12 protein-coding genes are annotated in these 14,346 nt (G+C 47.1%); 8 read left to right on the top strand and 4 right to left on the bottom strand.

Translation table 11 applies throughout. The features are described 5' to 3' along the window. The first annotated feature begins 709 nt into the window (after positions 1-709). The 6 genes from M2387_RS07675 (at position 710) to M2387_RS07650 (ending at position 7,336) form a co-directional block, all read left to right on the top strand. A complete protein-coding gene (locus M2387_RS07675) occupies positions 710-2,245 on the top strand; it encodes a methyl-accepting chemotaxis protein (protein ID WP_259048508.1) in 1,536 nt (511 codons plus the stop codon). 390 nt (positions 2,246-2,635) lie between these two features. Further along, positions 2,636-3,715, top strand: coding sequence for an ABC transporter ATP-binding protein (locus M2387_RS07670; RefSeq protein WP_259048506.1), 1,080 nt, complete (start codon positions 2,636-2,638; stop codon positions 3,713-3,715). Further along, positions 3,708-4,337: an ABC transporter permease gene (locus tag M2387_RS07665; protein WP_259048503.1), complete on the top strand. Its 630-nt coding sequence runs from the start codon at positions 3,708-3,710 to the stop codon at positions 4,335-4,337. The genes M2387_RS07670 and M2387_RS07665 overlap by 8 nt, the downstream gene beginning before the upstream one ends. Continuing rightward, the gene (locus tag M2387_RS07660; RefSeq protein WP_259048501.1) at positions 4,337-5,005 is read left to right on the top strand and encodes an ABC transporter permease; all 669 of its coding nucleotides are present in this window, start codon (positions 4,337-4,339) and stop codon (positions 5,003-5,005) included. Before M2387_RS07665 ends, M2387_RS07660 begins: the two co-directional genes overlap by 1 nt. 48 nt (positions 5,006-5,053) lie before the next feature. Then, positions 5,054-5,953, top strand: coding sequence for an ABC transporter substrate-binding protein (locus M2387_RS07655; protein WP_409039576.1), 900 nt, complete (start codon positions 5,054-5,056; stop codon positions 5,951-5,953). Positions 5,954-6,004: 51 nt separating this feature from the next. Continuing rightward, positions 6,005-7,336 carry an LLM class flavin-dependent oxidoreductase gene (locus M2387_RS07650; RefSeq protein WP_259048499.1) on the top strand — a complete coding sequence of 444 codons (1,332 nt, stop codon included), beginning with the start codon at positions 6,005-6,007 and terminating at the stop codon, positions 7,334-7,336. A gap of 23 nt (positions 7,337-7,359) precedes the next feature. On the opposite strand, the gene M2387_RS07645 is transcribed toward M2387_RS07650, so the two are convergent. The 4 genes from M2387_RS07645 to M2387_RS07630 all read right to left on the bottom strand — a co-directional run bounded on the left by M2387_RS07645 (position 7,360) and on the right by M2387_RS07630 (position 11,125). After that, positions 7,360-8,157 carry a phosphate/phosphite/phosphonate ABC transporter substrate-binding protein gene (locus tag M2387_RS07645; protein ID WP_259048497.1) on the bottom strand — a complete coding sequence of 266 codons (798 nt, stop codon included), beginning with the start codon at positions 8,155-8,157 and terminating at the stop codon, positions 7,360-7,362. After that, a complete protein-coding gene (locus M2387_RS07640; protein WP_259048495.1) occupies positions 8,150-9,151 on the bottom strand; it encodes a fatty acid desaturase in 1,002 nt (333 codons plus the stop codon). Before M2387_RS07640 ends, M2387_RS07645 begins: the two co-directional genes overlap by 8 nt. A 133-nt stretch (positions 9,152-9,284) precedes the next feature. Further along, positions 9,285-10,562 (bottom strand): beta-ketoacyl-ACP synthase II, encoded by a 1,278-nt coding sequence (gene fabF / locus M2387_RS07635; RefSeq protein WP_259049018.1) that lies wholly within the window; start codon positions 10,560-10,562, stop codon positions 9,285-9,287. Then, the gene (locus M2387_RS07630; RefSeq protein WP_259049017.1) at positions 10,562-11,125 is read right to left on the bottom strand and encodes a winged helix-turn-helix transcriptional regulator; all 564 of its coding nucleotides are present in this window, start codon (positions 11,123-11,125) and stop codon (positions 10,562-10,564) included. The genes fabF and M2387_RS07630 overlap by 1 nt, the downstream gene beginning before the upstream one ends. Positions 11,126-11,387: 262 nt before the next feature. Between M2387_RS07630 and M2387_RS07625 the strand changes: the two genes are divergently transcribed. Then, complete coding sequence (locus M2387_RS07625; RefSeq protein WP_259048493.1) at positions 11,388-12,518, top strand: methyl-accepting chemotaxis protein; 1,131 nt, start codon at positions 11,388-11,390, stop codon at positions 12,516-12,518. A 262-nt stretch (positions 12,519-12,780) separates the two neighbouring features. Further along, a complete protein-coding gene (locus M2387_RS07620; RefSeq protein WP_259048491.1) occupies positions 12,781-14,331 on the top strand; it encodes a methyl-accepting chemotaxis protein in 1,551 nt (516 codons plus the stop codon). Positions 14,332-14,346 lie beyond the last annotated feature (15 nt).

The following is a 14,346-nucleotide window of genomic DNA, read 5'->3' as shown; positions in this document are numbered from 1 at the left end:
GGTCAGAAAGAATGGCGATCCACCCAAGTAAACTAGCATGAAAATTTCGCTGATAACATCAGCTCAGGAAGGCTCGACGAAGTTATAGCCTGCCGCTAGCGATAAGAAAAAAATGTGGTCCAGTCAGTGGGGTCTTCACAATTGCCTGCCTGTTTTTAACCTGGAATAATTATCAGGCCAGTAAATGGTGTTATTTGATCTGCAATAAATTACGCTTCAATCGCGCCTGGAAAAAATAAAAAAAATAATAATAATTATCAATACGATAACATGGTTTCAATTAATATAACGATAACATTTAACAAGTTGGAATTATTAATTAATCACAACCTTTATATAAATTAAATTTCTGATGAAAATATTCTGTTACAGCCCCATTTCTTTACCATTACCCCTCTGGTTATTCATTGCTAATAAAATGAATCAATTGACAGACAATCATCCTCATCATAAATTTACGCACGCTGAAAATGCGTGCTGTTAATTATGTCATATTTGTTACAGATACACGCAAAATATAGGGTTTATAGTTCACTCATTATAAATAGTTTCTGTCATTATTTTGTATCAGTGAATCAACCACTAAAAAATCAGTATATACACAGCAATATACCTGACAGATTCCTCCGTATCACCAGGCGACGGCAATACTCCGTTTCAGCCTGGTTGAACCCGGAAACTGAGCGGAATACCTACACTGGAGTTTATAATGAGATTAAATACACCTGTCACGCAGCAGGAGTATCTGTTAGACATGGACACCATTCTGATGTCCACAACCAATATTCAAAGCCACATTACTTATGCTAACTCTGCCTTTATTAAGGCCAGCGGTTTTTCAGAAGAGCAACTTATCAGCCAGCCGCACAATATTGTGCGTCATCCGGATATGCCCGTTGAAGCCTATACGGACCTGTGGTTTACGCTAAAACAAGGCGACAGCTGGACTGGGCTGGTTAAAAATCGCCGTAATAACGGTGATTATTATTGGGTACGGGCTAACGTTACGCCGGTTTACCAGCAAGAACAGCTGGCTGGCTATATATCCGTGCGCAACACACCTGGTGCTGACGAAATAAAAGAGGCTGAAGCCTTGTACCTTGCTGTACGGAACAAACAGGTCGGTAGCCGTAAATTCTACAAAGGGCTGGTTGTCCGTACCAGGCTGTTTTCTCCGCTGTCAATTTTACAGAAATTGTCAGTCCGCTGGCGTTTACGTATCGCTGTATTAACCGTGGGTCTTGTGCCTGCACTGCTTGCCTTTAGTGGCATAAATCCACTGGCGTTACTTATACTGGCGCTGTTATCCATCATCATCATGGATCAATTTCTACAGCAGCAAATTGCACGGCCAATCAAGACTATCCTCAAGCAGGCCCAGCATGTGGTATCGGGTCGTAAAGTAAAGCATATCCATCTCAATCGGGTAGACGAAATTGGTCTGCTGCTCCGCTCCGTTAACCAGTTTGGTCTTAATCTGCATTCGCTTGTCGATGATGTCAGTACACAAGTTAACGGTATTACAAGTGTCAGTCGTCAGTTGACGGAAAATAATCTCGACCTGAATGCACGCACGGAAAAAACATCGGCAGATCTGCAGCAAACCGCTGCCGCGATTGAAGAAATAACGGTTGCCGTACAGCAAAGTGCGGAAACGGCAGTCCAGGCGACAACAATGGCAGAAGTAGCCAGCAGTACTGCACTTAAAGGAGGCAATATTATGAAGGAAACCATCGGTATGATGGACTCCATTTCCGACGCCAGCGATAAAATTGTCGATATCATTGGTGTGATAGACAGTATTGCCTTCCAGACCAATATTCTTGCATTGAATGCGGCGGTAGAAGCCGCTCGTGCTGGTGTACAAGGGCGAGGATTTGCGGTGGTGGCTGCTGAGGTTCGCAATTTGGCACAGCATTCAGCCTCTGCGGCGAAAGAGATTAAAACGCTGATCGATGCCAGTGTCATCAGTGTGAAACAGGGCAGTACAATGGTCGAAAATGCAGGTAAACATATTAGTGATATTATTGGGGAAGTTTTGCAGGTTTCCACGATGATCAAAGAAATTAGCCATGCAACGCACGAGCAAACTGCTGCTTTGGGTCTGATCAATAGCTCTATTGCCCGGATCGAACAAATGACCCAGCGCAATACCGATATGGTCACGCACTCAACAGAAACAGCAGAAGGGCTCAATATGCAGGCCAGGAGACTGAATAGCGTGATTAGCGTGTACGGCAGTTAACTGACGTCAGCTCACCTGGAGCAAGAGAGTAAGGAAACGCTCTTGCTCTGATGTAAACATCAGACGGAATGAAATAATAAATAAATACATATATTCTGTCGTTTCATCAATAAGTTGGAATCGTTACTTATGTATTATTTCGATGAGAAAAATAGTTACTTTTTTTGAAAAATAATATTTATTTATATAACTCTTTTTTAGCTTACTTCCTCTATTTTCTTGTTTCATATTAATCGTTACATTTTTCTCTGATATTCAGAATTATCACCCAAGGTGAATAGCGACTTTCCAACTATGCTTATCACTATGATGAATTTGCTGGCGCAATGACCTTTGCCATACTGGCTGGAATAAGTACGGTTGTGCGGCATCAGGAAGTGTAAGCGGATTATGATTAGACTCGAAAACATCAACAAGACATATCCGGGCAATGCACAACATGCCATTAGCTCCCTGAGTATGACTATCAACGATGGTGAGCTTTGTACCTTCGTGGGCCCCAGCGGATGCGGTAAAACCACCACATTACGCATGATTAATCAGTTAGATGTCCCTGATAGTGGAGAGGTTTATATCCAGGGGCAAGCTCTGTCCAGCGCCGATATTATTCATATACGGCGGAAAATTGGCTTTGTAATGCAAAGCCCGGCATTATTCCCGCACCGCACGGTAGCTGAAAATATTGCCACCGTGCCACGTCTTCTTGGCTGGAAAAAACCTGTAATTTCCGAGCGTATTAATGAGCTAGTGGCGTTGATGTCACTGGATCCACTAGTACTGAAACGCTACCCGCATCAGTTATCGGGAGGCCAGCAGAGCCGGGTATCCATCGCCCGGGCACTGGCTGCGGATCCGCCAATTTTGTTGATGGATGAACCCTTTGCGGCTATCGATCCTGTGGTTCGGGATAAACTGCAAGGTGAATTATTAGAGCTTCAGGGCCGATTACATAAAACCATTATTCTGGTCACCCATGATATCAATGAAGCGATTCGCCTCGGTGACCGAATAGCTATTTTCCAGCAAGGTGGCAGGCTGGCACAATTTGATACACCGGATAATATTTTAGCCCATCCGGCCAGTGATTTTGTACGCGACTTTATTGGGCCTGAACCTAATTTGAAACGGCTTGGCATGATGCGGGTCTGTGACTTGCCGCGCCATGATGTATTGTTGCTAAGTCAGGATGCTAAGCCTTTATCCGGGGAATATCCTCTACTTTCAAAATCATACACACTGGTGCTGGACTCAGAAGGGTGTCCGCTGCACTGGCTCGACAAGGGGCATTTAGTACCGGTTCATTTTTCCGAAGAACACCAGTCATTACGCCAGGTTTATAGTGATTTACTGGATGTGCCCTTGGGTGTGATGGTTAGAGTCACATCGCAAGGGCGCTATGCCGGGGCTATCGATAGCCGTCTGTTAAGTGATGCGCTTAACCGTCATCAGGAGTTAATTCGCCATGATTGACTGGGTATGGACTCTCGATAACTCCTCGATGATAGTTGAGCTGACGCTCCAGCATTTGCAACTGGTGGTGCTCTCCCTGGTGCTGGGTACGGTGTTAACCGCACTGATGCTGTTACTGGCGATTATCTGGCCTGCGTTGTCCAGCCCATTAATGACTCTAAGCAGCGTGTTATTCACTATTCCGTCACTGGCGCTGTTTATTTTACTGCTACCCTGGACAGGCTTATCAATGACCACCTCGGTGATTGGCCTGACGCTTTACTCGCTGCTTATTTTACTGCGTAACGTGCTGGCGGGTCTGCAAAAACTGCCGACCGAGGTACTGGAATCAGCGCGTGCGCTGGGTTATACCCGGTTTGGTCGTTTTACCGATATTGAAATTTTTCTGATCCTGCCTGCGCTATTTGCCGGATTACGTATTGCCTCTGTGACGTTAGTCGGGCTGGTGATTGTCACTGCATTAATCGGACAAGGAGGATTAGGCCAACTGATGATCCTCGGATTTAATCAGGACTTCCTGACCCCTATTTTTATTAGCCTGGGATTAAGCCTGTTGCTATCACTGCTGTTTGACCTGGTGATAACCCGAGTCGGTTATCACCTTACAGGGTGGACACGCTGATGGGGATGCTTACTGAAACCTGGTTCTGGTTCCTTGACGGGAGCCACTGGACGGGCGATCTGGGGCTGATAACACGTTTTTTCCAGCATCTCTATTATGTGCTGGTGAGTCTGATTATCGCTTTTCTTATCGCACAGCCTGTCGGTATTTTATTCGGTTACTTAAAGCGCGGAGGTTTTCTCGTTATTAACTTGTTTAATATCGGTCAGGCCTTCCCTGCACTGGGCATTATTTTACTGTGCATCATGTTATTCGGTTTTAACGATGTCCCGGTATTTATTGCGCTGGTCGCACTCTCTATTCCACCCATGCTCACTAATACCTATGTCGGTATTCTTCATGCCGATCAAACCCTATGCGATGCCGCTAAGGCGATGGGCATGACGCCTTTGCAAAGCCTACTGCAAGTCCGTATTCCGCTGGCAATGCCACTGATTTTTGCCGGTGTGCGTACTGCGTTATTACAGCTGATTGCAACAGCGGTTATCGCGGCCTATGCCGGTTTGGATGGGCTTGGACGTTTTCTTATTGATGGACTGGGTCAGCGTGATTATCCCCAAGTCATAGCAGGCTCCATTGTTATCTCACTGCTGGCGATAGGCTGTGAGCTTTTAATGGCTGGGCTTGCGAAACGCTGGCTGGCTATTTCAACCCCGACTGCAGGCTAGTTGCTGCAACCATATAACCTATATCAACAACAAAAAGAGAAGCAGGCGATGACAATAAAAAATGGGTTGTTCACGAAATACCAGGGCCTACGCATGACGTTGCTGGCACTCAGCCTGGCGGGTGCTAGCTTTGCCGCACAGGCTGAAACGGTCACCATTGGCGGAGCTAACTACTCGGAGCAAACGGTGCTGGCCAATATCTATGCCAGCGCGCTGCGCCAGCAGGGAATTGATGTAAAAACACGTCTGAACCTTGGAAACCGCGAAATCATTATTCCTGCGCTGCAGTCTGGTGAACTGGATGTGGTACCCGAGTATATCGGTGCGTTGCTGAACTATTATCATGGTGGCAGTGAGTCAACCACCCAGAAGCAGGTGACTGATGAGCTGGTTGGAGCGTTACCTGAGGATTTAGTGTTACTGGAAACCTCTCCCGGTGGCTCAATAACTGCCTGGGCCGTGCGTGAAGAAACGGCAAAAAAATATAACCTGAAAACCCTGTCTGATCTGGCGAAAGTGGCTCCTGAACTGGTGGTGGGTGGCCCGCCGGAAGTCGCTGTTCGTGCTCTGGGTCTGCCCGGTCTCGAGCGCGTTTATGGCATCAAATTTAAAGCCTTTAAGTCACTGGATATTGGTGGCCCGCTGAGCCGCCTGGCGCTGAATTCTGGCAAAATTGATGTCGCAACGATTGTTTCCACTCAGGGGGATTTAGTTAAAGAGAAGTGGGTCGTTTTGGAAGATGATAAGAATGAGCAACCGGCACAAAATGTGGTGCCACTGATTCACAAGGGTGCGATTTCGCCGAAGTCGGAGCAAATTCTGAACAATATTTCAGCCAAAATCACGACCCAGGACATCATTAACCTGAATAAAGAGGTGGATGTTGATCGTAAAGATCCGGCCAAAGTCGCCGACCAATGGGTGAAAGAGAAGCTGGCAGCAAAATAATCACACTTCATGCCATGGAGGGCAGTTACTAATTATTCTGAGTATTCTGCTATGGCTAAAAATACCGCCATCTTTAATTTATTCTTCTTTAACCCTCAGGGGGATTACCGTTTTTCCTGGCGTCATCCGCAAGCTCCGGGTAAAGAGATTTTCACCCTGAAATACTATGCAGACCTCGCGCGTAAAGCTGAGCTGGCAACACTTGATAATATCTTTATTGCCGACCATGTGGCTATCTGGGATACGGTTCCAAGCGGTATCCCGCATTATGCGAACCCACGCCTTGAGCCTGTCACTTTGCTGGGTGCTCTGGCTGCGGTTACCGATAATATTGGCCTGATGGCAACCGCTTCGACCTCCTATAACGAGCCTTATAATCTGGCGCGCTATTTTGCCTCGCTGGATTTTTTAAGTGGGGGAAGAGCGAGCTGGAACGTGGTGACTTCGTGGCTACCGGAAGAGGCCGCTAACTATGGTCTGGAGCAATTACCTGAACACGGTCAGCGTTATCAGCGTGCAGCGGAATTTATCGACGTGGTTCGCAAACTGTGGGACTCCTGGGAAGACGATGCAATACTGATAGACAAGCAGAGCGGTTATTTTGCCGACTCACAGCGGGTTCATCATCTGAATCACGAGGGTAAGTTCTTTAAGGTTCGCGGCCCTCTTAATGTGCCACGACCGCCACAAGGGCACCCCATTGTGGTACAGGCTGGCTCTTCTGAATCTGGAAAACAGCTGGCAGCCGCCCAGGCAGATATTCATTTTGTGTTTATGAGTAATATTGAAAAGGGGCTGGCTTACCGGGCGGATATGAATCATCGCCTGCGTGAAGTCGGACGCAAACCAGAAGATTTTAAAATTCTCGGCGGCGTATTACCGGTAGTTGTTAACAGCCATGAAGAAAAAGAACAGCGGCAGCAGCTGATCGATTCATTGATGAACGATCGGATGGCGCTGGATCTTCTCGGGACCTATTTGCGGCTGGATCTCAGTGAATACTCCCCGCACCAACCGCTGCCATCACTGCCCGGTGAAGAGGGATTTGACGGCATACGGACTGCGCTACAGATTATCGCCGGTTATGATCCTAACCTGTCTATTTTGCAGTTAGGACGTCTGTTGCTGCAAAGTTCAGATAGCTGGCTGGTTATTGGTAGTGCAGAAGAAGTGGCCGCCACACTGAGTGAAGCTTTTCATGCCGGAGCGGTGGACGGTTACAACTTGATGTTCCCCTTCCTGCCTGTAGACTTCGATAACTTCATCGAGCAGGTGGTTCCCTTGTTAAAAGCTAGTGGGGTGATGAAACAGGCTTATCAGCCGGGGACCTTACGTGAGAAGCTCGGGCTTCCGGTGGTGGTTAATCAGTTTGCAGGAACCTGAATATAGCCCTGCAAAGGGCTCTATTAAAGTTCGGATAACCCACTGATGGCAGCCCTCTCTACGTTATCACTGATCAGCTGATAGTCCTTCCGTTCAGTGACGGTGAAATCCTTAATCAACAAGGCATCACAGACACTACGCCATTCCGGTTCTGTCACCAGACGTTTCAGCACTTTGCGTAGTTTTTCCAGCGTTTGCGGTGAAGTCCGGGCGGAGGTAATCATTGGCAGGCCCGGTATCAGAGGCGTGCTGCCAATAGATACCAGCCCGGCAAGATTCTCGGGCCGATGTCGGGCCAGAAGTGCCCAGGTGACGGCATCGATCGCTGTGATATCCGCCCGATTGGTTTTCAGAATGGCCAGGGAGTTTTGATGGCTGCCACTGAAGAGGATTTGTGAGAAAAAGTGCCCCTGATTATGCAAAGGAGCAACCAGTGTACGCAGACAATGGTACCCGGACTGAGAATCCTCGCTGTTACAGACCACGCGCTTATTGCGAAAATCAGCCAGCGTTTTTCCCTCCTCAGCGGCTCTGACGACCAGATGACTGCTGTAGTGAAAACCCTCACATCCTGCTGCCTGGTAATGAAAAGTACCGACAATTTGAAGTTCGGGTAACAGTGTCACTAGCGGGTAACCACAGGTCTGGCTGAGTAGCAGTTCAGAGGAGTGCCAGTGGGCAAGATAGTCCTCCGGTTGCTGAAATAAGATAGTATCTCCTTCAAGACCCTCTTCAGTCAGTAACTGGCGTAATACTTTCACCAGTACCGCAGTATCCGGATGCCAGACATCGTACATAGGTAAGGATAGCTGCTTAGTCATAAGTTTTTGCCACTGTGGAATGCTCAGCCGCGACTCGAGCTTCAGGGAAATAAGGATTTATCTCTACTTCGATGGGCTTGAGTAAATGCTCACGCATTAACTCCCCATAGCCATTCACCAAAAAGCCCTGATTACGTTCCAGATACTCTTGTTTATAAGTCCGGTAGACTGTCGGTAACCCATACCATGGAATACCCGGTAAATCATGATGGACTGAGTGATAATTAAGATTCAGAAATAGCAAACGCCAGAACATCCCGGCTTCATTTATTACGGTACGTGCCTCAGGGGCTTCGGCTGCACGATGTTCGAAGAAGGAGCGTACCCGGGTCAGCGCCAGCATCGGCCAGGTGACTACTAACAGATAATAGATAATCGAGAAGTCATGCAGTTTTAGCCAGCCAAATACCGGAGCCAGTAACAGAATATGTACAGACCACATCGCGATTGCCGGGCGGTTGCCCTGACGAAATGACTGCCAGATATCGACGGCTACCCAAGGAATGGTCAGCAGTGGAGTCAATAGTAGACGCCCCGGAAAAGTATTGCGTAGGCGTACCAGTAGGCGCTGGATACCGTTAAAATGTTGCCAGCGGCGTTCGGTAAAATAATAACTTTCAGGGTCGGTTTCCGGGACGGTTAAGTCTTCATCGTAATGATGTTTAAGATGGAGGTCACGATAAGTCCCATAGGGATACCAGATTGAAAAAGGGATCAGCCCGAACAGCTGGTTAAGGCGAGGAAAGCGGGTTGGATGCCCGTGCAACAGTTCATGTTGCAACGACATATACCAAGTACTCAGCCAGATCAGTAATAAGGTTGCCGGCAAGAGTCCGATTGATTGCCACCAGGCAACGGTTGCAAACCAACCGCCATAAAGGGTGATGATCAGTAACCAGGTCGGCAGCTCAGTACGCCAGAGCCATGAGCGCTGAAGTTGAGCGATAAACTCACGTTGTTGCTGATGCAAATAAACTGAAGATTTTCTACTCATTGTGGCGACCACTGGCAACGCTTTACCCGTCAATCTTTGAGAGAGTAAATAGTCATGAGCCCGCAGCAAACCAATTAAAAGTACTAACCATAGTTACAGACCGCATCTTGACTTGATACGGTCTGTGAAAGCGTTACTCTTCCCAGCGTTTCAGTAACAGGCTGGCGTTGACGCCACCAAACCCGAAGCCATTCGACAGCGCATAACGCATAGCCAGCGGCTGTGCTTCCAGGGCGATTAAATTCAGCCCTGCCGCATCGGGATCCGGATTATGCAGGTTGAGAGTCGGGGGAACAATCTGGTCACGCAGAGCTTGAACAGTAAAGATAGCTTCTATCCCTCCGGCCGCGCCTAACAAATGTCCGGTTGCTGATTTTGTTGATGAAATAGCTACCGGATGCTGGCCAAAAAGACCTTTAATTGCAGCCAGTTCGCCTTTATCACCTACTTGAGTTGATGTCGCATGAGCATTGATATGCTGGATCTCTGTCACCCGGATCCCTGCCTGACGAATAGCAGTTTCCATTGCTCGTCCGGCACCATTACCGTCTTCCGGACCCGCGGTCAGGTGGTAAGCATCTGCGCTGGTGCCATAGCCGACCAGTTCAGCCAGGGGTGTTGCACCCCGAGCAATGGCATGTTCCAGCGACTCGATTACCAGTAATCCAGCCCCTTCTCCCATAACAAAACCATCCCGGCTGCTATCGAAAGGGCGCGATGCGGTTTCTGGAGTATCATTAAACTCTGAAGAAAGCGCTCTGGCCGCGGCAAAACCTGCCAGGCTGACACGGTGAATAGCGGCTTCTGCTCCCCCGCATACAGCGATATCGGCTTCACCACTGCGAATCATCCGCGCGGCATCACCAATCGCCTGGGCTCCGGCGGCACAAGCGGTAACCGGGGCACCAATCGGGCCACGAAAACCATGGGCAATGGAGACATGTCCGGCGGCTAAGTTGGCGAGGAAAGACGGTATAGTAAAGGGAGATAAACGACGCGGCCCACGCTCATCAGTTACGTGTACCGCATTGGCTATCTCATTAAATCCACCAATACCGGTGGCAATCACGGTTGCGGTTCTGTCTTTTTGTTCCTGAGACTGTGGCTCCCAGCCTGCCTGAGCAAGGGCTTCTTTAGCGGCGACTAAAGCAAACTCGATAAAGCGATCCATCTTTTTACGTTCTTTCGCCGGGATCGTCGCGAGAGGATCAAAGCCATGTTCCGGGTCTTGTTCGATGTCCGGCACTTGTCCGGCGATTTTACAGCCAATACCTTCAACAATCTCATCATCAAGGCGTGAAATACCAGACTTACCCGCCAGCAATGACTGCCAGACGTGCGATACACCGCAGCCTAATGGGCTGACAATGCCCATGCCGGTGATAACAATACGTTTAAGTGAATGATTCATCATTTATTTCCTGATGTTGGTCGTGTTACTGACTCCTGTGAGTCAGGCATAAATTTCTCGTTACTCTCACCATTACGCTTACGCGCTAAGTATTCATGGCGATAGTGAATAACAGGGGCCGCGGCAGGACCGGGGATCAGGCCATATTTTGGGGAGCTAATCGCTTCTCCGGTCTGTTTATCGACCATAACCGCTTCTACCGGACGTAGAGTTGCCATTTCCACTAACTGCATCTGTGGCCCTTCTGGTGAAAAATGTTGATTTCCCCATTGCAGCAACGCCATCAGAACTGGGCGAAAATCTCGCCCCAGCGGGGTGAGGTGATATTCGTAGCGTAGTGGAGTAGTGCTGTAACTCCGTTTCTCTAGCAGCCCGTCGTCCACCAAGTCTTTCAGCCGACGGGAAAGAATATTGGGAGCGATAGTACTGTTCTTCTGGAACTCATCAAAACGGGTAAAACCTGCAAAAGCATCACGCAAAATAATGATGCTCCAGCTATCACCAATACGCCCAAGACTGCGCGCTATAGGGCAAGGTGCATGGTACAAGGGTTCATTTTTCATGGTTATCTGGGCACCGAGAGTGTTCTGAACTGACATTGACATAGTGACTATCGAAATGCAAGTTACAAGAGGGAAGATATTGCTGCAGTGATAAGCGGATGTTGATGGGAGAACAGTTGATTTTTTACGTCATCAAATCGCGCTAAAATTCCATTTAACCTGGTTAGGGCGAAATATAATTTTAATTTTTATTCAATGTTGGATTTTATGTAAAAAAATGACCATAACTATATCAGTGTTAAATAAAGCCCGAGGGTGAGTTATGCTGAAAAATGCCAGTGTCAGAAACGTCATTACTTTATTTATGGTGTGTTCTTTTTTACTCATTGATATATTAGCGTTTCTTCTGGCAGCGAGTGCTTCCGTTTTATTGATGCTTAATATCGCCTGGTGTGTTTTGATTATCTGTCTCTGGACATATATGACCCTGTACCTTGTTAAACCTATTAATGAAGTTAAGCGAAATATTGATGAGATTGGTTCCGGGAATTTATCAGTTCATATTGCTGAATTTGGTAATAACTGTGCGGGACGTCTCATTCCTGGTATCAATAAACTGTCATCTGAAATAACCAGCCTGGTACTGGATATCCGGCAGTCCTCACTCTCAGCAAAGCATCTGTCGAATCATCTGGTAAGTCAAAGTGACAGCCTGTCAGTAAAAACAGAACAGCAGTCAGCAATGCTCATCGAAACAGCCGCCAGTATGGAACAGATATCTGTTGGCACCAAAAACAATGCTGAGAGTACTCGTAAGCTGAGTGAAATCACCATCAGTGCTCATCGTTCAGCAAATCATGGTAGTCATTTAATGCAGAAGTTAACCAGTAATATGGCCTCGATTACCGGGTGCGCTAATAAAATGACGGAAATTATCAGTATTATTGATAACATTGCCTTTCAGACCAATATCCTGGCGCTTAATGCCGCAGTGGAAGCCGCCAGAGCAGGTGAGCATGGTAAAGGTTTTGCGGTTGTTGCTGGTGAAGTTCGTAATCTGGCACATCAAAGCGCGGTATCAGCAAAAAATATCAAATCGTTAATTGAAATGACCAGCCAGAATGTCATGCAGGGGGTCAGCCTGGTGACAGATGCAGAGAAAAACATGCAGGATATTGTTTCAGGATCGACAAATATTGAAGAACTTATGGAACATATTTATATCGCTACCGCAGAACAAGAGAAAGGTATCCATCAAATAACCATTGCTTTATCCGAATTGGAAAAAGTTACCCAAAGCAATATTTTCGTGTCTGAAGAATTAACCAGCTCTGCCGATGTACTGAATAATCAGGTTGCCGGGTTACAAAAAAGAATCAGTAATCTGCGGCTGGAAGGACATGACACGTACAACGTTACTCCGAAAGTGATAAAACCCATGATACCCGTTTAACTTAATCCTTATTTAATATATGGATAGCGCACTAATGATTTAATGGATTGGGTTTTATTTTTGATTTTCCTTACCGATATGTGACATTAATCACGCAGATTTATTTTAAATACGCCTTTCAAAAAAATAAAAAATATTTATTTTTATTTATACCTATAGAAAGTGAACGTATATCCGATACCCGTATAAACAAGTTTATTAAAAATATCATCCATAATACCCGATTTCTCTGGTGCGGTTGATGTCACAATAAGGAAAATGAATGAAATTCAGTGATATGCGGGTAGGCGTACGACTTAATACCGGTTTTTTTCTAATATTAGCTCTGATGGTACTGATGGGGGCAAGTGCCGTTTGGTTTAGCCGGGAAAATGTGAAAGATGTTGATGAATTGCTCGAAAAGCATTTAGTAAAGGAACGCTTAAGTGCACAGTGGCTGGCGCAAATTGATAAAAATAATGGTATTACCATTGCCGCGATGGCCACTGAAGGTGCGCCACTACGCCAGAAACTGATGCTGCAAATCGCAAAAAACAGTATGGATACCAGTAAAATCCAGGAACAAATGGTTGCCCTGGTTGAACAGGATGAAGGTAAGCAATTACTGAGTAATATTGCTTCTATACGTGAAAAGTACCTGATGACGCGCAACGAAGGCATTGTGTTAGCCGGAAGTGGTGAGCATGAAGTTATTGAGGATTTTATTTGGAACAAAATGGTTCCGGTCAGTGATGAGTATCGTCAGGCTTTATACAACCTGTTAGATTTTCAAAAAAACCTGATTAACACCACTCATAGTGAAATTCAGAAAACCTCGCATAACAATGAATTAGTGATGTTATTTCTGATTGCATTAGGCGTCGGTGGTGGACTGCTTATTTCCTGGGCCATTACTCGCAGTATTACACGACCATTGAAAGAAGCGGTCACGGTGGCAAGCCTGGTTGCTCAGGGCGATCTCACCACCGAGGTGACCGTTCATTCCCGTGATGAGTTAGGCCAGCTGATGCACTCTCTGAAAGAGATGGTGGACTCCCTCGCAACGACGGTCAGAAACGTCAGCTCTGGAGCCGAAAATATTGCGATGGCGGCGGATGAAATAGATGCCGGTAACCAGGATTTAGCTGCACGTACCGAAGAACAAGCCGCTAGCGTGGAGCAAACGGCAGCGACCCTGGAACAGCTAACCTCAACGATTCAAAGTACCGCGAGTAATGCTCGCCTGGTCAACGAACTGTTTACTGAGTCAGGCAAAATGGTCAAAGCCAACAGTGAGCGTATGCACAGTGTGGCCTCTGCGATGGGTGAGATCCATAGTGGTGCACAAAAGATGACGGATATTATTGCCGCCATTGAGGGAATTGCTTTCCAGACCAATATACTCGCGCTGAATGCTGCGGTTGAAGCGGCCCGAGCTGGTGAACAGGGCCGTGGTTTTGCGGTTGTTGCCGGAGAGGTCAGAACCCTGGCCCAGAGAAGCTCAGGTGCTGCGAAAGAGATCCGCGATATTATTGGTGCCTCTGTGGGTAAAATTACCCAAGGCCGTGGTCTGGTCAGCCAGGCGGATACCGGTATGCAAGAGATAGTGGTTAATGTTGCTCGTGTACAGGATCTGGTGGATGAAATCGCGCGTGCTAGTAATGAACAGAGTGACGGTATTGCGCAGATTAACGTTGCAATGGGGCAGATTGATACCACGACTCAGCAGAATGCTTCACTGGTTGAGGAGTCATCTGCAGCCAGTGGTTCACTGAAAGAGCAATCCAGCCTGTTGCTGGAAAGTGTGCGGGTATTTACCCTGAATCGCGGCTAATTATTGATAATCGGG

It is taken from the genome of Klebsiella sp. BIGb0407 (assembly GCF_024807845.1).
In the GTDB taxonomy this organism is placed as follows: domain Bacteria; phylum Pseudomonadota; class Gammaproteobacteria; order Enterobacterales; family Enterobacteriaceae; genus JGM124.
Note: the sequence above shows the minus strand (reverse complement) of the source record. Positions and strands in the feature narration are given on the sequence as shown.